The organism is Lelliottia sp. 7254-16 (genome assembly GCF_002922995.1).
Taxonomy (GTDB): domain Bacteria; phylum Pseudomonadota; class Gammaproteobacteria; order Enterobacterales; family Enterobacteriaceae; genus Enterobacter; species Enterobacter jeotgali.
The window spans coordinates 322,522-341,897 of sequence record NZ_PQVS01000002.1; the positions used below are offsets into that span (position 1 = coordinate 322,522).

Annotated in this window: 22 protein-coding genes; 18 read left to right on the forward strand and 4 right to left on the reverse strand. The window is 52.1% G+C overall.

The genetic code is table 11. The features are described from left to right. Nucleotides 1–210 precede the first annotated feature (210 nt). On the reverse strand, nucleotides 211–1,179 hold the full coding sequence (locus C3708_RS04415) for a hypothetical protein (protein ID WP_103948909.1): 969 nt from the start codon (nucleotides 1,177–1,179) through the stop codon (nucleotides 211–213). A gap of 1,606 nt (nucleotides 1,180–2,785) precedes the next feature. On the opposite strand from C3708_RS04415, the gene C3708_RS04420 reads away from it, so the two are divergent. Next, nucleotides 2,786–3,172: a hypothetical protein gene (locus C3708_RS04420; protein ID WP_103948910.1), complete on the forward strand. Its 387-nt coding sequence runs from the start codon at nucleotides 2,786–2,788 to the stop codon at nucleotides 3,170–3,172. A 332-nt stretch (nucleotides 3,173–3,504) separates the two neighbouring features. Here the strand turns inward: C3708_RS04420 and C3708_RS23675 are convergent, their stop codons facing one another. After that, nucleotides 3,505–3,681 (reverse strand): hypothetical protein, encoded by a 177-nt coding sequence (locus C3708_RS23675; RefSeq protein WP_158251352.1) that lies wholly within the window; start codon nucleotides 3,679–3,681, stop codon nucleotides 3,505–3,507. Between the two features lie 150 nt (nucleotides 3,682–3,831). Beyond that, a complete protein-coding gene (locus tag C3708_RS23540; protein ID WP_133159664.1) occupies nucleotides 3,832–4,059 on the reverse strand; it encodes a hypothetical protein in 228 nt (75 codons plus the stop codon). 187 nt (nucleotides 4,060–4,246) lie between these two features. On the opposite strand from C3708_RS23540, the gene C3708_RS04430 reads away from it, so the two are divergent. The 9 genes from C3708_RS04430 (at nucleotide 4,247) to C3708_RS04470 (ending at nucleotide 9,896) form a co-directional block, all read left to right on the forward strand. After that, entirely contained in the window at nucleotides 4,247–4,816 is a 570-nt protein-coding gene (locus C3708_RS04430) for an inovirus Gp2 family protein (RefSeq protein WP_103948068.1), read from the forward strand. 152 nt (nucleotides 4,817–4,968) lie between these two features. After that, nucleotides 4,969–5,196: an AlpA family transcriptional regulator gene (locus C3708_RS04435; RefSeq protein WP_103948911.1), complete on the forward strand. Its 228-nt coding sequence runs from the start codon at nucleotides 4,969–4,971 to the stop codon at nucleotides 5,194–5,196. A gap of 289 nt (nucleotides 5,197–5,485) precedes the next feature. Beyond that, nucleotides 5,486–5,908 carry a putative zinc ribbon protein gene (locus C3708_RS04440; RefSeq protein ID WP_103948912.1) on the forward strand — a complete coding sequence of 141 codons (423 nt, stop codon included), beginning with the start codon at nucleotides 5,486–5,488 and terminating at the stop codon, nucleotides 5,906–5,908. Continuing rightward, on the forward strand, nucleotides 5,896–6,315 hold the full coding sequence (locus C3708_RS04445; RefSeq protein ID WP_103948913.1) for a putative zinc ribbon protein: 420 nt from the start codon (nucleotides 5,896–5,898) through the stop codon (nucleotides 6,313–6,315). Before C3708_RS04440 ends, C3708_RS04445 begins: the two co-directional genes overlap by 13 nt. A 70-nt stretch (nucleotides 6,316–6,385) precedes the next feature. Then, a complete protein-coding gene (locus tag C3708_RS04450) occupies nucleotides 6,386–6,937 on the forward strand; it encodes an inovirus-type Gp2 protein (RefSeq protein WP_233210393.1) in 552 nt (183 codons plus the stop codon). A 174-nt stretch (nucleotides 6,938–7,111) separates the two neighbouring features. Further along, a complete protein-coding gene (locus C3708_RS04455) occupies nucleotides 7,112–7,672 on the forward strand; it encodes a DUF2913 family protein (RefSeq protein ID WP_233210394.1) in 561 nt (186 codons plus the stop codon). A 35-nt stretch (nucleotides 7,673–7,707) separates the two neighbouring features. After that, nucleotides 7,708–8,337, forward strand: a complete 630-nt coding sequence (locus C3708_RS04460; RefSeq protein WP_370446862.1) for a helix-turn-helix domain-containing protein — start codon at nucleotides 7,708–7,710, stop codon at nucleotides 8,335–8,337. A gap of 550 nt (nucleotides 8,338–8,887) precedes the next feature. Beyond that, entirely contained in the window at nucleotides 8,888–9,310 is a 423-nt protein-coding gene (gene psiE, locus C3708_RS04465; RefSeq protein WP_103948074.1) for a phosphate-starvation-inducible protein PsiE, read from the forward strand. Between the two features lie 223 nt (nucleotides 9,311–9,533). Beyond that, nucleotides 9,534–9,896 carry a YcgJ family protein gene (locus tag C3708_RS04470; protein ID WP_103948076.1) on the forward strand — a complete coding sequence of 121 codons (363 nt, stop codon included), beginning with the start codon at nucleotides 9,534–9,536 and terminating at the stop codon, nucleotides 9,894–9,896. 186 nt (nucleotides 9,897–10,082) lie between these two features. Here C3708_RS04470 and C3708_RS04475 read toward each other — a convergent pair whose 3' ends face one another. After that, nucleotides 10,083–10,523: a hypothetical protein gene (locus C3708_RS04475; RefSeq protein WP_338065307.1), complete on the reverse strand. Its 441-nt coding sequence runs from the start codon at nucleotides 10,521–10,523 to the stop codon at nucleotides 10,083–10,085. Nucleotides 10,524–11,112: 589 nt separating this feature from the next. On the opposite strand from C3708_RS04475, the gene tssB reads away from it, so the two are divergent. From tssB to tssK, 8 genes are read left to right on the forward strand one after another with little or no spacing between them, the layout of a single operon-like run. Then, a complete protein-coding gene (tssB, locus tag C3708_RS04480) occupies nucleotides 11,113–11,616 on the forward strand; it encodes a type VI secretion system contractile sheath small subunit (protein WP_103948077.1) in 504 nt (167 codons plus the stop codon). 24 nt (nucleotides 11,617–11,640) lie between these two features. Continuing rightward, entirely contained in the window at nucleotides 11,641–13,119 is a 1,479-nt protein-coding gene (tssC, locus tag C3708_RS04485) for a type VI secretion system contractile sheath large subunit (protein WP_103948078.1), read from the forward strand. A 6-nt stretch (nucleotides 13,120–13,125) separates the two neighbouring features. Next, nucleotides 13,126–13,557, forward strand: a complete 432-nt coding sequence (gene tssE / locus C3708_RS04490) for a type VI secretion system baseplate subunit TssE (protein WP_072056054.1) — start codon at nucleotides 13,126–13,128, stop codon at nucleotides 13,555–13,557. A gap of 3 nt (nucleotides 13,558–13,560) precedes the next feature. Further along, nucleotides 13,561–15,327, forward strand: a complete 1,767-nt coding sequence (gene tssF, locus C3708_RS04495; protein WP_103948079.1) for a type VI secretion system baseplate subunit TssF — start codon at nucleotides 13,561–13,563, stop codon at nucleotides 15,325–15,327. Then, nucleotides 15,291–16,289: a type VI secretion system baseplate subunit TssG gene (tssG, locus tag C3708_RS04500; RefSeq protein WP_103948916.1), complete on the forward strand. Its 999-nt coding sequence runs from the start codon at nucleotides 15,291–15,293 to the stop codon at nucleotides 16,287–16,289. Before tssF ends, tssG begins: the two co-directional genes overlap by 37 nt. Nucleotides 16,290–16,291: 2 nt before the next feature. Beyond that, nucleotides 16,292–17,503: a type VI secretion system-associated FHA domain protein TagH gene (gene tagH / locus C3708_RS04505; protein WP_103948917.1), complete on the forward strand. Its 1,212-nt coding sequence runs from the start codon at nucleotides 16,292–16,294 to the stop codon at nucleotides 17,501–17,503. Beyond that, nucleotides 17,503–18,021, forward strand: a complete 519-nt coding sequence (gene tssJ / locus C3708_RS04510; RefSeq protein WP_103948918.1) for a type VI secretion system lipoprotein TssJ — start codon at nucleotides 17,503–17,505, stop codon at nucleotides 18,019–18,021. The genes tagH and tssJ overlap by 1 nt, the downstream gene beginning before the upstream one ends. Before the next feature lie 2 nt (nucleotides 18,022–18,023). Further along, on the forward strand, nucleotides 18,024–19,361 hold the full coding sequence (gene tssK, locus C3708_RS04515) for a type VI secretion system baseplate subunit TssK (RefSeq protein ID WP_103948919.1): 1,338 nt from the start codon (nucleotides 18,024–18,026) through the stop codon (nucleotides 19,359–19,361). Nucleotides 19,362–19,376: the final 15 nt, after the last annotated feature.

The following is a 19,376-nucleotide window of genomic DNA, read 5'->3' on the forward strand; positions in this document are numbered from 1 at the left end:
CCGTTGACCCGGGAGAAGGAATAACGACGGTAACAGGGTATCGGGCCCCCGGTTGTACTGACTGGACACATTAACCTCCGTGAGTGAAATAACAAAACGGCAGCATTTCTGCTGCCGTTCTCACATGGGTAATATAGGTCTGAAATTTTTTTGAATGCAGTTTCTGGCCGTGTGGTTGTTACCGTTCACTCTTTTTTCAGTGCGGAGTCCTCATTCACCGCCACAGGTTTTCCGGTAATGGTCATTAATCAGTGTTTCCAGCATATCGCTGATGCGAACCCCGCTGCGTTCAGCCATAAAGTCCAGTCGCATTTTCGTTTCGTTCTTCAGGTATGTGTTAAGTGCTTTTTTATCGGTGCGGGACTGACGTAATTTTTGCTGGTTCCAGGCCTTATTCAGATTCAGCAGGAAGAGCCGTTTTGTATCCGGGGCATCGTCCCATAAATCAATTGCGGCACGCAGCGCTAAATTGCGTTCGGAATGATTCAGTGGCGTAAACCAGGTGCTCAGTCCTGGTAAGGAAAGCATAAATGAAAGCCCACCGGTGGGGGCGTTTCTTTCTTCCTGTAGCGATTTAAGGCTATTCCATGCCCATAATACTGCCTCTTCCTCAACAGGTAACCATTTCAGCGGGACGGGTTTGCTGTAAATATTCTTCCACTGGTCTTTAAGTCTGTCCATTACCTGGCTCTTGAGGTGATTAACCGGTGGGGCAGGAATAATTATCCAGTCAAAGAAATTGAAGAGAAGCTGCATTCTTTCCTGATGACTTGCCGGGGATTTACTGAGATGAAGGTACTGATACCAGTTCTCATCGTAACGTGCATCTCTTGATGAAGAAATCCCAAGAGTCAAATCTCCCACGGTATAAAGATAACCCCATAACCAGAATGCAGCCCGTTCATCGTGTTCAAGCCAGTCAAAATGCTCTGCCGGTAAGATATTTTCATCACAGGCGGTATTCATTTCAGCCATGAGCCTGTTCTGCTGTTCTTTATCGGGGTAGTACTGATTGATGAGCTGGTTGACGGCATGATGACAGTTTCCTGCATCCTGGCGATTAATACCTTCTGGTCTGATGTTTTTATTTATCCCTAACCAGTCAAGGTAAAAATGACAAATCCGGATGTCACGACTTTTAACGGGTGTTTGCCTGCCATCATTGTAATGTATTGCCATTATCAAACGCTCCATACACTAAACTACACAGTAGGGGTGTGTGTAGTGATTATCGTCGTAATACAGTAGCACGATGATGGTTTTACCGTCACTGAAAAACACATCTGGTAGTCATCGTGAAGTGTGATTGCGGTTTGATTCTGGTTTGATCACGGTTTTATCATGGTTTTACCGTCGTTGTTTTTATTGTTTTTTTCCTTACTGTTATCGTATTTTACGGCTTTTCGTATATGTTATTGCATCTCAACGGGCTTATCTTACCCTTCCGCTTGCCCTACTGCACACTCTCGTTCTCATCCCCGTCATGATGCCTGGTTCGCTTCAGGAGACATTTCTTGCATCAGGTATGGTTGCCCATTGATATTTTCATTTCATTGCTCAGAAACAGGTATATGGTCTTCTGTGGTTAACGGTGATATAAGTGTTCGCCCTGTTGAGTTCGTCTGATTTCATTGATTCTGTTTTCACACTTAACTGAGAATGATAATTCCTGAGTAACTTACACAGGGGTTAATTGTAGATAAGCACTGTCTGGCGTGGCTATCTTCAATGTTTTCTCTGTGCTGAATGTGTTGGATTGGTATTAATATATTAAAGAAGGAGTATTATAGGGCATTATCATTAATGGTATTAATATATTAAAGAAGGAGTATTATAGGGCATTATCATTAATGGTATTAGCCAGGGATATGTCATCACCAGATGGGTTATGCCGAAGAGGGTATTATCACCTGAAGGTAATCACTAAAGGGATAGTGCTATTGGATGGTATTCATTGACACGTTCACTCAATGTAGTGGCTCTTGAATGCTCAGTGTTCATTGAGGAACTGACATTAAGCAATGGGTATTTACATGAGTAGCCATTGAGTAATATGCACCAGAGCAAAAGTGAAAACGATTGATGTCAGTAATCTAATAATCACAACGACAGAGGTTACTGGTTAACAGTAACGTTTAAGGTGAATGGTTATACCTGATAAGTGGCAGGTGATGATCAACGGTTCGTCATTAGATAAACATTCCCGTACTTAACTGTAGGCATGGAGGTAATTGAATTTCAGTATCGCAATGACATTGGTAATGAGCGTTAAATGTTCAGTCAGTTAACTAACCTGTCGTAGTTTTATGAATATTGCTCTGCCTGCCGGATATTAATCCTTGCAATACCTGTCAGTGACAGATACTACGGTGAATGACTATCCCGGAAGCGTTTTGGATATACGTATGCACGAGTATTGATAGCACCTGCCTCTTTACTGGTGGTAATAACCATGATTGTACCGTAAACAGAATAACCAGATGATGGTGAAATGGAATGCGGCCATTCTCCGGGTAATAATCGCAGGTTATTTGATAAGCCATTGGGCGTTGCAGTTCTTTATATCTTCAGGGCTTCCTGTAAGACGGTATAACCACATTGAATAACATGGTAGTGGAAATCTGTGTATGGGATGAATTCGTCGCTCCTGATGCGTTACAGAGCGTTTTAGAAAGGGAGATAAACAGCCCGCTGACTTACCAGAACGTTAATATCCGTTGATGCATTGTTTTCGGTAGAGTGGGTAATGTAGCGTGAGTTTATCCAAAAAAGGCAGACGTTAACGATGAAAGCAGACGTACAGTACGAGTTTCATCATTTCGGTATTCCGGCGCAGGACGGGGATACTTCAGGCAAGTTCAGTGCCAGCGCGGGAATGTATACCTCCGATAATCCGGGTAAGTTCCGGGTGCAGTGGCATCGCTTTACCGATGACTCACCTTTGCATCCGTTGCTGAAAACCGTTCCACATGTGGCCTTTAAGGTCAGCAGTCTGGCTGAGGCGATTGCGGGGGAAACGGTTATCCTGGGGCCTTATGAGCCCATCGATGATTACCGGGTGGCCGTTATTGATGACTGCGGTGTGCCGGTTGAACTGATTGAGACAACGCTCAGCGATGAAGAATTGTGGGCACGTGCGGCATCCGGTCAGGGGAGTCTGTATCGCAGGTGAGATGTTCAGAGGGACATATCAGCCACCACTGGCCCACGATAAAAAATGGGTAAGAATGACGGCTCACTTTACCATACAGCACTGTAGCCCTGTTCTTTCAGTCGATGACGGGTACGCTTCACATGGCGCGTCAATGAGCTCATCCGGCGGCAAATCACGGGGGATATGATCCCTCGTCGCCAGCGCAGCATCTGAGGGTTTAAACGTCCGTGGTAATGAGTAGTGGTAGCCGGTTTTTTGCATAGCAATCTTATCGAAAAACGCGCTGAAGAAATCCGTCAGCGAAGGTCTGCGGGCGTTGATAATTGCCTCTGTGGCTTCATCCGAAAATGTTATCTCCACTTCTTCCATCCCCGGAGAGCGAATGATCCCGGCAATATCAGGCCAGTATCTGAGATCGAAACGGTTAAGCCGCTGCAATTCGGGTTGGCAGAATGCTGCCAGTCGTGACGTTTCTCTTTCGCCAGCGCCAGTGGGATCGCCGGTGCTTCATCAGCATCAGGAATCATCTTTAATCCCTCGTGGCTTATTCGTTCATACCCATTGTTCACTGAAGCCCTTTACGTGTCGGTAACGTGAAGACTGTTTTTTCACAGCCTTCGGGGCACCCTGCACCAGAACCCGTCGCTGCCATGACGCTATTCCCCTGAAAGAACAGATTACGGTCGTACTGTCGTGTGCTCACTGAACTCTGCCGGATCGGCACTATCCCAGTCATCGGTAACGTTATTCCAGTCACAACTGAGTACCCCGCTGCTTTCCGCACAGTAAGGTTGTGAGTCCGTCGCGTGTTTTACGCTGGCAAGACGACTGATGGGGTTGCTGTGCTCTGACGTACATCCGGCCAGTAATAACACGCTGATAAGTAACATTCGATAGTGAGGCATCGGGCACCCTCCTGTGCATTCTGTAATGCAGTATGCAAAGGGTGTTTCAACAGCATGCCAACGATCCCGAACATTTCTGAATTCACCCGCCGTTGATGGAAATACAGAGGGGCTCGCGGAAGGCGAAAAGTATTTTTTAACGGCGCCGGTAATGGTTATGAACACCAACCTACCGGAGCCCGTTTCCATGAGTTACACCTGCGACCCTTACTGGCAGCAACGTATTACCGATACTTTTAACTGTGCGCTGAAGGCGTATACCCGCGTACTGGCCCTGCGCGTTGACCTCAGGCTGCCGGATACCCCCTCGGCCTCGGATGCCGCTGTTATCTCCCGCTTCACCGATGCCCTGAAGGCCCGCATTGATGCCCTGCACAGGCGTAAACGTCGCGAGGGCAAGCGCGTCTGGCCGACCACGCTGCGTTTTGTCTGGGCGCGGGAGTTTGGCGAAATCAAAGGGAAGAAGCACTACCACGTGGTGCTGTTACTGAACCGGGATACCTGGTGCGGGCCGGGGGATTATCAGGACCCGGACTCGCTTGCCGGCATGATTAAACAGGCGTGGTGCAGCGCCCTGAAGGTGGATGCACAGGCACATGCCGTTCTGGCGCGTTTTCCGGCGAGCCCTGTCTCATGGCTGACGCGTGGCGATGAACCTCAGCTGCGGCAGGCGCTGTTACAGGCGAGCTACCTGGCCAAGCTGGAGACAAAAGCGACCGGAGATGGTGAGCGTAACTTCGGCTGCAGCCGGGGCTGAGCGTACTCCCGCGTTTAAATTCAGCCGGCCTGATGCGATAGGCCGGTAATTTTTAACAGGCAACCCCTATCCTCTGAGGAGAGCCGGCGTGTCCCTGATTCAGCGACACCGGATGTCTCCCGACAACCTTTTCTCAGAGGGAGATAACAATTATGACCAGACTGAACACAACCTCCACCACACTGCTTTGCGCAGAAGACCCGCTCATCGATATGACCTTTATCACCACCTGCACCGGCATGACTGACAAATGGTTCTACCAGCTGATGAGCCAGGGCCGGTTCCCGAAGCCGATTAAGTTAGGGCGCAGCTCACGCTGGTACAAAAGTGACGTGGAATCCTGGCTGCGCCAGCGCATTGCTGATTCCCGTGGCGTCTGAGCAGAGGGGATATCTGAATGGAAAAACGACGCCGTACTCAGTCATGGAAAATCCCGCCACGGTGGACGTGCCCCCGTTGCCAGCGACGGTACTCTGGTATCAAACCCTGTCCCGTGTGTTTTCGTCCCTCCGGCGCTCCTGCGCAACCGTAACCTTTCTGTATTCCATGACCGGCCATCGCCGGTACCGACCCGCTAACGCTTAACTGACCTGCCATTCGCACCCTGCCATGCTGCCTGTACCGGGACGGCTGACGCCTGCGTGTCGTCTGGCGGTACGGAGTATGACCATGTATGCAAAATCCTTTATGGCCCTCGACGGCAAAGACCGCCTTACCGGTGCCAGAACCGCGCAGACAGCACCGTACGACCATTATTGCTGCCATCTCTGTGGCAGTGCGCTGCTGTACCACCCTGAATACCAGACCGGACGTCCGTGGTTTGAACACCAGGCCGCAACGCTTTCGGATAACGGGCGGCAGCACTGTCCGTATGTCAGGCTGAAACCCAAAGAGACCCGCCATATCCGGCAGCTGCAGTGCTATGTCCCTGATGCCCGTCCGCTGGTTTATAAATCTGACTGGCACTGTACCGGTTGCGACAGCGAGTACCGCGGCGAGCGTTACTGTGTGACCTGCCGGAGCGGTGAATACAGCCGTGAAAGCGCTGATACGGACAACCTGCCAGCAGGGGGGACGACATGCGCATGCTGAAGTGTTACCTGGCAAATGACCGCGAAGGGCATTTTGTGACTGCCGGTGAGGCGATGAGTGCACCGGGAAAGATATGGAGCTGCGCGTCCTGTGGCTGTCGGCTGATACTGCATGCCGGTATGCACGAAGACCCGTGGTTTGAGCATGACCAGCAGACCGTATCCCGTCATGTGCTGATGGCCTGCGCCCATCTTGACCCGGAGGTGAAGGCCGAAGCCCGGCACAACAAGCTGCGCAGTATTATCCGCGGGCTGGAGGCACCCGTGATGTCGCTTGCCTGGTACTGCGTATGGTGTGGCGACCATTATCAGGGCGTGAAGTATTGCCCCCGGTGCCTGACCGGTATCTACAGCATCGAAGAGGCGAACTGGCAGAGGAATTACTGCTGTAACCCCCTCCCGGGATAAGCCCTGCTTCCCCTCCTTCTGCACCCGATATTTACTGTGTAACCTGAATCAACAAAAGAGAACCCTCATCGTGAATCATTCTGTTTCTGAAATTACCGGGGCTGACTGCTGCTCCCCGGCCACCATTCGTATGTTTCTACAACAGGCCGTTGACCATTACCCGCGACTGGTGGCGTTCAGCTTTACGCTGACGTTGCCGTACCGCAAAAGCATGACCGATTACCGTGCGCTTATCCTGCGTTTTCATACCGAAGTCTGGCAACAGATTGGCAAATATTCGTGGCAACGCCAGCAGGAGCGGCGGAGTTCACCACCGACGCTGTTACGCTGGATATGGGAGGCGGCCAGTGCACCAGAATGCAAAATGGTGCTGCTGCTCAACCTTGATACGCTGGGGAGAGTCCACGATGAAAGTGCTCAGCAGGGGATTAGCGGGATGCTCATTGATGCATGGATAGCGGTAACTGGCGCAAATCGTAAAGACGTAACGAATATAACGCCAGTCATCCTGAACCGCGTTGCCCGGGGCGTCTTCACAACGCCCTTTAACCAGTTTACCGCGCAGGTTAAGGCAATGACAGTACCCGTCACTCTCGCCCGGACGAGCGTTATTTGCGCCTGAGCGTGCAGTCTGACGATGAGGAAAGATATCACTCTTCGGCGCTGATGTTATCCCCCCCGGCCTTCAGTCCTTTTCCGCGCTACGCGCTGCCGATATAATCCCCGTCATGAATAAAAAGAATCTCACTGCACTACCTCCCGAAGAATCACTGGCCGACCTGGCGCATTTTGCCTGGTGTGCGCTGGTGGGTTTAGGATTGCTCAGCAGGATGGTCAGGCGCTGTCACCGCTGGGCATTCACTCGTTTCTGGTCCGCTGGCTCGCTGATACGCAAAAGCAGCGCCGCTTTCCACGCTCTGTGGCTTCCGACATTGACAGTCTGCTACGACTCGGACGCCAGCAAGGTCCCGCTGCCGGATTGTTAAAGCGGCTGGAATACCTCCTTCAGTCCTGCACAGAGCCGCTGGCACAACAGTCGGATTTGTTCCGCCTGACACACGCTATCGAATATCTGCGCTCGCAGGGCTGGATAAATGCGGTGGTGTCTGATGAAGAATGGGTTCCCGGCGCGTTGTACGCCGAATACGCGGACGTATCTGCGCTACTGGTAAGAAAGTCCGAACTGCAGCGCCATTTTACAGAAGAGGGTAAGCAGTCCGCGCCGGTGGCGTTTATCGTTGCCGGAGAGGTGCGTGTTGTTTGCGATGCATTTGATGCACGGGACCTGCGTTACGCGACGGGTGAGCAACACGCAGGTGGGAGTTTACTGTCTCTGTTGCCAGTAGCTGATGTCTGAAGTGCTGTTAGCAATACTAACGTAAAAGGATGAGCATGGGGCGGATTGACTATCAGATAGAAAAGTATCATTTTTCATGCTCTGACGAGTCGCCCCGCCTGACCCGGCAGTGGGTGGATGTGCTCGAAGAATGCCGACAACAAAAAGCAGGCGCGGAAGAACGCCTGCGTATTGCCCTGCTGAACGTCGATTACGTCACCAGCTTTGAGCTGCCTTTTCGCTTACTGCTGCTCCGTACACCACAGCTGATCGCCGGTCTGCGCGATGAGCTGCAGCTTAATCAGAAAGATGCGATTTTCAATGGGAAGCGTTTTGGCTGCGTCTGGAGCCTGAAGGCCGATCTCAGTGCAATACCGGACGAATTTCATTATCACTTGGTGACCCGCATACGGCGTGTGAGTCCGGATGGCGTTTCGTCATCCCCCTTTCAGCAGATAGCAAAAGAGGTGAAATCGCCACGCGAGCGTATCAGGCGGGCACTTGCATCGGGACTGGCGGTGACCGCACTGGATGCTCTCTTCTGGTTCGGTTGCCAGCGTATGGCAGCGGATGTGCTGCGCCTGAGAAAGACGGGCATGAGGATTGTGACCTCAGACGCTGACATCTTTGATTCGCTCACCGGAACAATCCGCCGGGTTCCGGTTTACCGTTGCGACGGTGTGTAAGGCGCTTCCGGGTTTATACCGTCAGAACATTATCCTGCTCATTTTCCTCCCGCCTGTTTATTGAACAAGTTGTCGTAACATCATGAATGTTTTTAACATTTGGTATTTGGCTGAAACATATTCTTGACTATAAGCCCTTGTGTGGCTCATTTTCCGTTCGTAATATCCGCCCCCGTATAAAGAGACGCAGACCGCCATTTGCTCAGCAGGAACGAGCCGGTGACACTGATGTTGCAGGTGTGGGCTTTGAGGCCCTGGTGGTGGTCCATCTGGCTTTCTGGTCCGCGATGAAGGGATAACCCGGAGTGACCGGAAAGTCCATTCGCATGAGTGCGGGCAGGCAATATACCCTGATATCGCGCTATCTACCGCTGTCTGTTCGCGCTCAACCGAATGAGACGACACTAATAACTCCACTGTCCGAGGGGAATCATGGTATGCGGGACTGGCTGTGGCAGGCAGTGTGCTTAGCTGGTGGTGTTTTATGTCGGTTCCGGATGTTCTGGCAACAAGGCAACAAGGCAACAAGGCAACAAGGCAAGGAGAAAGGATGTTACCAACTGACCAACTTTTTCATGCTGTACCGGCAGGGATCGCCAGATGTCTGCAACTGGTGCTCAACGCAGCGCTATTGTTGCTGGGGCTGATACTGGTCGTTTTTCTTGCAAAAGAGACTTGGCATCTTGCTCAGGTATTACTACAGCCTGTGACGGATAATACCAAATACAGCCTGGTGGCTGGGCTGATCGTGTATTTTCTGTACTTTGAGTTTATTGCGCTTATCGTGAAGTACTTTCAGGCGGGATACCATTTTCCGCTCCGTTACATCATCTACATTGGCATCACGGCCGTTGTCAGGCTGATTATTGTGGAGCATCCGTCTTCATGTGATGTGTTTGTGTATGCCGGTGCGATACTGGTGATGGTTATGACTCTGTGGCTGTGCAATTCGCCACGACTGAAGCGTGAGTGAGCAGGGGGAGTCGCGCCGCCTGTTGGAGTGTGTAGTGTGGCGTGAAAATTATTAACGCAAATAGTGGTGTGCTCCTCCGGAGAGAGGGCGCGGGTGATGAAATATCCTTAGTGGAATGCAACAACGCGCGGACATTTGCTTATCACCCGAATGTTCAACACTGGGAAGCGCGGGCGCCCTGGATATTTAAGACGGCCATTCAAGAGCAAATCAAGGGAAACGGATGAGTAGGAAAAACATATTTAGTGCGCTGTTGCTGGTTATAGGGGTAAGTATGTCTTTTCTGGCAGGGGCTGCAGAGCACAATAAACTGCGCTTACCGGCAAAAGGTGTCGTCTGCGATGCGTATTTTTGTGCTGATGCGACAGGCATTTCGGATGTGCTGACGATGAAATACCTGGGCGCGAAAAAAAGCCAGCAGCTGGCGTCGCAGGGCGACTTTGACCGCACGGCGTTTACGTTTACGAACGGCATTTACTGCGACACCAAAGAGAAGATGTGCCGCAAGGACCGCTACTTTGGGGTTGATGGTAAACCGTCTGGTAAGATTGACAGCAAAACGACACAGTGGCTGTTTGCCCAATGAGCTAGGGATCCAGGTGGGTCCCTTCGTCTTTTCACTTCTGACAACGATCGCTTACCCCGTTCAGCCCCTCTGTTTCTTTATTGAATGATTCAAACCGTCCATGATCGTTAAGTCGGACAATATACAGGCTGTCAAAATCCTGCCCGGGCCATGAGGGGATTTGCTCTGGATCGCCTCCGGTCTGTTTCACCAGCCCCTTCGCAGCCACCACCAGATTTTTATGTCCCATGAGACGAATACCCGTTTATGCAGACTGCGGGCAGACAGAATATCGCTCACCAGCCCCTCTGTTTGCGTGGCATGGTATTTGAGAATCACCGGGCGTTCAGCCTGGATGGCTGTGGGGAGAATCGTAGTCAGCGGACGCAGCGTACTGCCTGTTTTGTTTTCCTTTGGTGCTGAAGCATAAATTGCATCAGGCATGCCAAAGCGGGCTAAGAGTACTGATGGCAGTGCCAGAGCACGATTAAACCCTTTGCAGGTTAACTGACCGGTAGATGTCTCCGGTTTTTCACCATGACGAAGAAAGGTGACCGTTGTATCTGCCTGAACAGTAAAAGCAGTCAGTAACAAAGAACCCGAGGTCACCAGTAATGCACAATGGAGTACAGATTTTAATGTAGTCATAATCAGAATGGCTTTTTATCATGAAACGATCGGAATGATATTCAGGTTTTTTATAAACGAATGATTAATGAAATCCTTTTATATTGCATTTATTTTGACTTTTATAGCTATGCAAGTGATTAAATAGTGTGAAATGGTGAATTATATTTCTTTTTGTGTTTTTTTAACGTGTATCAGGAAATATTTTAGCCTGCCCGGTACCTGCATGATGGCGTAATTTAATAATAATGAAATATTATTCTGTAGGTAGTTGTAGTAGCGAGTGAATGTAGCGGTTTTATGCTGTAGTCATGATGTTTATTGGATTTATCTGAATGTGTCTTTTTTGTTACATTTTGATATTAAATCTCTTTTTGTGATCTGATTGCGATCTTTAATTCTGTTTTATTGCAAATGTGTAGCGTGATGATCTAACATATCCGGCATCATTCCTGCGCGTCACTCCTCCGTATGAGGCAGTGTAACGTCAGGTGACTATCGCCAATTAACCGTCTGGTGAATATCTGAATCTTCGCCCGGGGATACCCGATTGTATTTGCTGGTCCGCCGGTTTTAATTTCTGATTTGTGAAAACTCGAGTGAGAAGAATATGAGTAAAAATACAGGCAGCTCCTCTGTCGCGCCGAAAGAAAGAATCAATATTAAATATGTTCCTGCGACCGGCGGGCAACAGGCAGAGGTTGAATTACCCTTAACGCTGATGATCGTGGGTGACCTGAAAGGGCGAACAGAAGAAACGCCGATTGAAGAACGACAGACGGTATCGCTGGACAAGAACAATTTCAATGCCGTCATGCGGGAAAGCAAAATTGATCTCGCTTTTAACGTGCCAAATCGTCTTGAAGAAGAAAGCGAAGATGACCTGCCTGTTCATCTGAACATTGCTTCTCTTGCTGATTTCTCCCCGGACAACCTTGCACAGCAGGTCCCTGAGTTACGTAAATTGCTGGAGTTGCGTGAGGCGCTGGTTGCGCTTAAGGGACCACTGGGAAATATCCCCTCATTCCGTAACCGTTTGCAGGATTTGCTTGCAAACCCTGATGCCCGTGAACAGCTGCTTAAAGAGCTGGATCTCATTAAGCCAGAAAAATAATGCGACAACAGTAAGGGAAACATTATGTCTGCTACCGAAAAACAAACCCGCACTGATGATGCCGGGGCATCTTCCTCACTGCTTGACGAGATTATGGCGCAGGCGCGTATTACGCCTGTTGACGAAGGCTATAACGTCGCGAAGCAGGGTATTACAGCGCTGATATCCAACATCCTTGATAGTGGTGATGCCGCCGAACCAGTCAACAAAGCTCTGGTTGACCGCATGATTGTTGAGCTGGACAAAAAACTCAGCGCCCAGATCGATGAAATTTTGCATGCCCGTGAGTTCCAGGCGCTGGAGTCCACCTGGCGTTCGGCGAAGGTGCTGGTTGATAAAACCGATTTCCGCGAGAACATCAAAATTTTGATGTTACACGCGACTAAAGATGAGCTGCTTGATGATTTTGAATTTGCACCTGAAATCACGCAGTCCGGATTTTATAAGCATGTTTACTCCACCGGTTATGGCCAGTTTGGTGGGGAACCTGTCGGTGCGGTGATTGGTGATTATTCCCTGACCCAAAGCTCTCCGGACATCAAGCTGATGCAATACCTGAGTGCAGTTGGCGCGATGGCACATGCACCTTGTATTTCTTCTGTGGCGCCGACATTTTTCGGTGTGGACAGTTTTACCGATCTTCCCTCCATCAAGGATCTCAAATCGGTATTTGAAGGCCCGGCCTATACCAAATGGCGCGCCCTGCGTGAGTCAGAAGATGCCCGCTATCTGGGCTTAACCGCCCCGCGTTTTCTGGCCCGCCTGCCGTACGATCCGGTGGAGAATCCGGTCAAAGGGTTTAACTATCAGGAAAATATCAACGCCAGCCATGATCATTATTTGTGGGGCAATACCGCCTACCTGATGGGGACGGCATTGACCGACAGCTTCGCGAAGTACCGCTGGTGCCCGAATATCATTGGTCCGCAAAGTGGTGGTTCTATCTCCGATCTGCCTGTCCACGTTTATGAAGCGATGGGGCAGCTACAGGCCAAAATTCCGACGGAAGTCCTCATCACCGATCGCCGTGAATACGAGCTGGCAGAGGAGGGATTTATCTCTCTGACTATGCGTAAGGACAGTGATAACGCTGCGTTCTTCTCGGCCAACTCGGTACAGAAGCCGAAGGTATTCCCGAATACGCGTGAGGGGAAAGACGCCGAAACCAATTATCGTCTGGGTACGCAGCTGCCGTACATGTTCATTATTAATCGTCTGGCGCATTACATCAAAGTTCTGCAGCGTGAGCAGATTGGCTCGTGGAAAGAACGTCAGGATCTTGAGCGTGAGCTGAACAACTGGATCAAGCAGTACGTTGCCGATCAGGAAAATCCGCCTGCTGATGTGCGCAGCCGTCGTCCTCTCCGTGCAGCGCAGATCATGGTGAAGGATGTGGAAGGTGAGGCAGGCTGGTATCAGGTGTCGATTTCTGTCCGTCCGCACTTCAAATACATGGGCGCGAACTTTGAACTCTCCCTGGTGGGTCGTCTGGACAAGGAATAAGCCACGGTGTCTTCTCTCGCATTATGGAACAGAGGAAGCTCTGCCAGCCTGTTTGATCGTATCAGGGGTGAGGATACAGCCATTTCGCCCACCCAGGAAACAGACAGGCTGGTCAGCTCGGTCAAGCGTCAGCTTGAGCGTGTTCTCAATACCCGATGCGGGAGTTGCCGCAGTGCGCCGGAGCTCGGTGTGGTGGATCTTAATGATTCCACGCAGAGTCGTGCTGATGCAGGTGGACGTATACGTGAAGCTATCCGCCATTGTATCCGCGAATATGAGCCACGGATTGTCGGTGTTGAGGTTTTTGCTGTGGATAACACCACAGCGGTCCCCGGTATGGCATTTCGGGTTAACGCCTCGGTACATCTGGATACGATTGAGCAGGTCGCCTCGTTTGATATCCATATGGACAGTAACCGCCACTACAGAATGATGTGATTTATGTCGCTGGAACATTATTACCGGGATGAGTTGACCTGGCTGCGCCTGCAGGGGCGTCAGTTTGCTGAGTCGCATCCCGAGCTGTCGCGTTTTTTATCTGAACAGACTACCGATCCTGATGTGGAAAGACTGCTGGAAGGGTTCGCGTTTCTGACGGGTAGCCTGCGCGCCAAAATCGAAGATGAGTTTCCGGAACTGACGCATGGCCTGCTCAATATGCTGTGGCCGAATTACCTGCGTCCTGTTCCTTCGATGACAATTGTTCAGTTTACGCCGGTTGCAGGGGCTCTGGCACAGCCCGCGTTTCTCGGGCGGGGGTGCGCGCTTGACAGCATTGTTAACAATGAAGCAGTGTGCCATTTTCAGACATGCCACGATCTGTGGATCTTTCCGGCCACGCTTGAGAATGTCAGTGCTTACAGCGGTACAGATGTTTCGGCGATCACCCTGGAGCTGGCGCTGCAGGTCCCGATGACTCTTGAGCAACTGGATCTCAGTAAGTTGCGGTTTTATCTTGGCGGTGATGCCTGGACGGCGCGAGAGCTCTATTTCTGGTTATCGGACCGGCTGGCCTGGATTGAGCTGGAAATTAACGGCACGCGTTTTCGTCAGCCTGCCAGTCTCCTCAGGACCAGCGGGTTTGCACGGGAAGAGGCTTTGCTGCCCTACCCCGGCAATATCTACTCTGGCTATCGCATCCTGCAGGAGTATTTCTGTTTCCCTGAAAGTTTTCTGTTTATCCATCTTGCCGGGGGCGACTGGCCGAAGCAACCGATGGCCGTGTCGTCATTTAAACTGCATTTCTGTTTTGAACGTCCGCTGCCCCCTTCACTGAAGATCCGCCAGGATGCTTTCATGCTGAACTGTGTGCCTGCCATCAATCTTTTCCATCATGACAGTGAACCGGTGGCCCTCACTGGACAGCAAACGGAATATCCGTTACGCGCCAGCTACAGTCATCCTGACAGCTACGAGATTTTTTCTGTAAACAATGTAGAAGGCTGGGTAGAGGGCCCGGATGGCCGTGCGCGGGGCGGCACCCGGGTGTATCAGCCTTTTGAAAGTTTTCAGCACCAGATTGAACGTGCAAACGGGCGTCTGGCGCTGTATTACCGTCTCAGGGTTCGCGAGGCCGTGAACGGCGAGGGCTTTGAGCATTCACTGTCTTTCGTCCGGGGTGACGAAAGAGAAGTGGTCGGAAAAGATGAAGCAGTCTCTGTCACCATGACCTGTACCAACAGAGAACGTGCAGCACAGTTGAAGGTGGGGGACATTTGCGTCCCGACGAATGCCACGCCCAATTTTTTCACTTTCCGCAATATTACCCGCCCAACGCGTTCACTACGTCCTGTGCTGGATGGCAGCCTGCAGTGGATGCTGATTTCCAGCATGTCACTGAACTATGTCTCACTGCTGAGTCCGGACGCGCTGACGCAGGTGTTACGTACGTGGGATTTTCCAGCGCTGTATGACAAACAAGCTGAACAGGCATCGCGTAAGCGACTGGCGGGGGTCGAGCGTATTGAGACCGTGCCGGTTGATCGCCTGATACGCGGTATGCCGGTGCGCGGCCTGAAATCCAGACTCTTTGTGCGTCAGTCGGCCTTCGGGGGCGAAGGTGATCTGTATCTCTTCGGCACCGTGCTTGCACATTTCCTCTCCCTCTATGCCAGCGTGAACGCGTTTCATTTGCTGGAGGTGTACAACCTTGACAACAAGGAGTGTTACCGATGGCCGGTACAGGCAGGTCAGCACTCGATGATGTGATTGCCCGTGGGGAGATTGCACAGTTTTCTTTCTTCCCGCTGGTTGAATTGCTCCATTTGCTGGATAACGTCGATCCCGAATCTGACCAGGATATTCACCCTGAACAGGAGCGTGTGCGCTTTACTGCCACGGCTTCGCTGGGCTTTCATCCCGGCGACATTGTCAGCTTAAGCCTGGAAGATAGTGGGTTGCGCCATCTTGAAGTGGCCTTTCTGGGTCTGCATGGCAGCCAGTCTCCGATGCCCGGCTATTACCTTGACGAACTGGCCTGGGAGTACGCGTGGCAGGAATCGCGTCTCGGGCTGTTTCTGGATTTTTTCCATCATCGCCTGCTGACCCTTCTTCACCGGATATGGCGTAAGTATCGCTACCATGTCCGTTTTCAGGACGACGGACGGGACGGGTTCTCCCGTCAGATGTTTGCGCTGGTGGGCCTCGGTAATGAAGCCGTACGCGACAGCCTGCCTGTTAACCGGGCCAAAATGCTCTCTTATGCAGGGATGCTGGCGAGCCCCAGCCGTTCACCTGAAGTCATCTCTGGTCTGGTTATGCACTGTTTCGATCTTGAGAATGTGGACGTTGAGGACTGGCAGATGCGTAAAGTGGCGGTCTGCGAAGAACAGCAAAACCGCCTAGGGCAGGCCAACATGGCACTTGGGCATGATTTCATTTCTGGTGCTCGGGTCAATGACTGTGCCGGGAAATTCATATTAAAAATCAATAACCTTTCATTTCGTGATTTTCTCCGTTTTCTGCCGGATGGCGATCAGCATCAGCCGCTGGTGCGCTTTATGTCATTCATTCTGCGCGACCAGCTGGCTTGGGATCTGAGCCTCGGTTTTGGCTATCAGCAGGCAAACGGAATGCGTCTCGACAATCATCAGGGCGCGAGCCTGGGCTGGAGCAGTTTTCTGGGGACGCCGCCTGAGATGGCCCGCGTCATGATATGCGTGCAGGAGTAGGCATGAACAACAGTACACAACAGCTTTCATTACTGGTCATTAACAGCGCGCAGCTGGAGGGCGACTCTCAGGTTCAGCACCATTTCGGGCCGGAAGGGGGGACACTTGGCGCATCGGATCAGGATAACTGGCAGCTTCGGGAAAGTATTGGCTCGGTTCTGCCGGGGCATGCACGTATTGACGTTATTGACGGGCATTTTTGTCTGCACGACCAGAGCGGACAAACATTCATAAATGGTTCGGGGTCACCGGTGGGCGGAGACCGGCACGTCAGGCTGAGTCCGGGAGATGAACTGACCGTTGGGCCGTTTCAGATCCGGGTGTCCCTGGGGCAGAGACATCACGATCCTGCGCTGGATGAACTGATGGATAAACGACCACAGCGGGATATGGATACATGGCTTGAAGATACTCAGCACGACGCCGGAACGACGCATACGGTAACAAAGGCGCCTCGACAGGATGATCCTCTTGGGGCGCTGCAACAGGATAGCCACAGCGTGTCATCGCTGGTGACAGGGAGTATGCCTCAGCCTGCATTCTCAGAACAGACGGGCGAGCTTTCTGGAGGAAAAGAGACAGTGAATCAGTCATTTATTGAACTACCGGGTGTGGGGCGTACCGGCCTTACACATGACGAGAGCATGGTGGCCGCGCTGGAAATCGTGATGTCCGGTATGGGGGGAAACCTTGCGGTGACAGAATCTTCTACCGCCGCAGAGATGTTGTTCGATATGGGCAGAACCCTGCGTGCGCTGGTGGAAGGGTTGCTGGCGCTTCAGGCTGAACAGGGGGCGCTTGCCGACAAACTGCTGCGCCCGATTGAAGATAACCCTCTGCGCCTGGGGCTTGATTATCACGACACCCTCTCGCTGCTCTTTGCCGAAGGGCAAAGCCCGGTGCATCTGTCGGCTCCGGCCGCCGTTGCGGAACTCCTCAGTAATATCCGCCTGCAGCATACAGCCAGCCAGAAGGCGACAAGTGTTGCGCTGCATAGCGTTCTTCAGGCTTTTTCGCCGGAGGGGCTGCTGGCCCGTTTCGCTCATTACCGCCGCGGTGGACAGGGGGAGAGTGCAGGATGGGAGTGGGAGATGTATCAGCATTATTTCCGGGAACTGACCTCATCACGCCAGCAGGGATTTGAAAAACTGTTCCGCCAGGTATACGCCCAGGCGTATGACCGCGCGGTTCGGGATGGGCTGGAGCCGCTGTGATGCGAAATGTTGTCCTGATGTTGCTGCTCACACTATCCCTGGCGGGATGTACCACCATGGGCAAGATGGCGAAGGTTGCAGCTAATCCTGATATCCAGGTCGGTAGTCACGACGATCAGCCTTCCACTGTCTCCTTCAGTCTGGTCGGGGAGCAGGACATGAACCCCAATGAGAGCGGTGATGCGTCACCCGTTGAATTTCAGATTGTCATGCTGGCGGAAGATTCCCGGTTACTTGCCAGTGATTACGATCAGATAACCACTGACCTGCCCAGGGCACTGGCGAAAAACTATCTCGACCACCAGGACTACACCCTGCTGCCGGGGCAATTTAAATACCTGCCTGCTGCTGAACTGGATAAAAAGACGCGCTATATCGGTGTCGTAGCCCGCTATGCCGATCCGGACAGTACCGAGTGGCGCAAGGTGATCCCGGTGAAAAGCACGGGACGGCATTACCAGGTGCTGGTGCACCTGCGTATGAATGAAGTGGACTTACAACAGCAAACAGAAGAATAACTATGTCGATTCGTAACCGCGTTATCTGGCGCGAAGGGCTTTTCATTAAGCCCCAGCATTTTCAGCAGCAACAGCGCCATGTGGACTATTTGCTGCAGGCGCGCCTGAGTGCCATCAGCGATTATTTCAGTGGTTTGCAGTCCCTGGACATCAATGAAGAATACCTGAATTTTGGGCGTATCGCACTGGTAGGGGCGAGGGGTGTGATGCCCGATGGCACGGTTTTCAATATTCCCGGTGATGATGCGCTGCCGCCGCCGCTGGAAATTACGGATGACTCGGTGACAGGACAGAAGGTTTATCTGGCAATCCCGCTTGCGGTCAGTGGGGTTAATGAAGTACGTCAGCCGGAGCAGTCTGTTGCCACCCGCCTGGAAGCCCACCGCTATGAGATCCGTGACCTTCACAGCGATGGCGGGGATATTACCGCACTCGATCTCGGGCGTGTGAGCCCCCGTCTGATGCTGGAACGAGACGATCGCAGTGCCTGGGCAACGCTTGCTGTCGCCCGTATTCAGGAACGGCGCCCGGATGGGGGCCTGGTGCTGGAATCTGCTTTTATGCCCTGCAGTTCGTCTGTGTCAGCGATCCCGGTGCTTAAACGTTTTCTGGGCGAATCCGCAGGACTGGTGGCCGAACGCGCACGGACGCTGGCACAGCGTATTGCTACTCCCGGACAGCAGGGCATCGCCGATGTGGCGGAGTTCATGATGCTGCAGTTGCTTAATCGCATGCAGCCCAGCCTGTCGCATCTGGCCCGCCTGGGCACGCTGCACCCGGAGCGTCTGTACGAAACGCTGGTGGCGTTCTGCGGTGAACTGATGACCTTCACGGACGAATCCCGTCTGCATCCTGAGTTTCCGGCCTACCGTCATGACGATCCCCGTCAGAGTTTCGAACCGGTCATGCATGCCCTGCGTCAGGCACTCAGTACGGTACTGTCGCCGCGCGCTGTTTCCCTGCAGCTGAGTAAACAGGCGTATGGCGTTCATCTTGCTGTCATTGCTGAAAGTGAACTGCTGCAGAGTGCGATGTTCGTCCTGGCCGTACGCGCCAGAATGCCGCAGGAACAGCTGCGTAAACAGCTGCTACAGCAGGTCAAGGTCGCGTCAGGTGAGAAAATTCGTGAGCTTATCAGCCTGCAGCTCCCCGGCGTGCCGCTTCAGCCTCTGCCGGTGGCTCCGCGTCAGTTGCCTTACCACGCGGGCTACAGCTACTTCCAGCTTGACCGGCAAAGTCCGGCCTGGTCAGTACTGATGACCGGAAACACGCTGGCGTTCCATATTGCCGGTGAGTTTCCTGAACTTGACATGCAGCTCTGGGCTATTCGCAGCCAGTAACAGGGAGAGTTAACG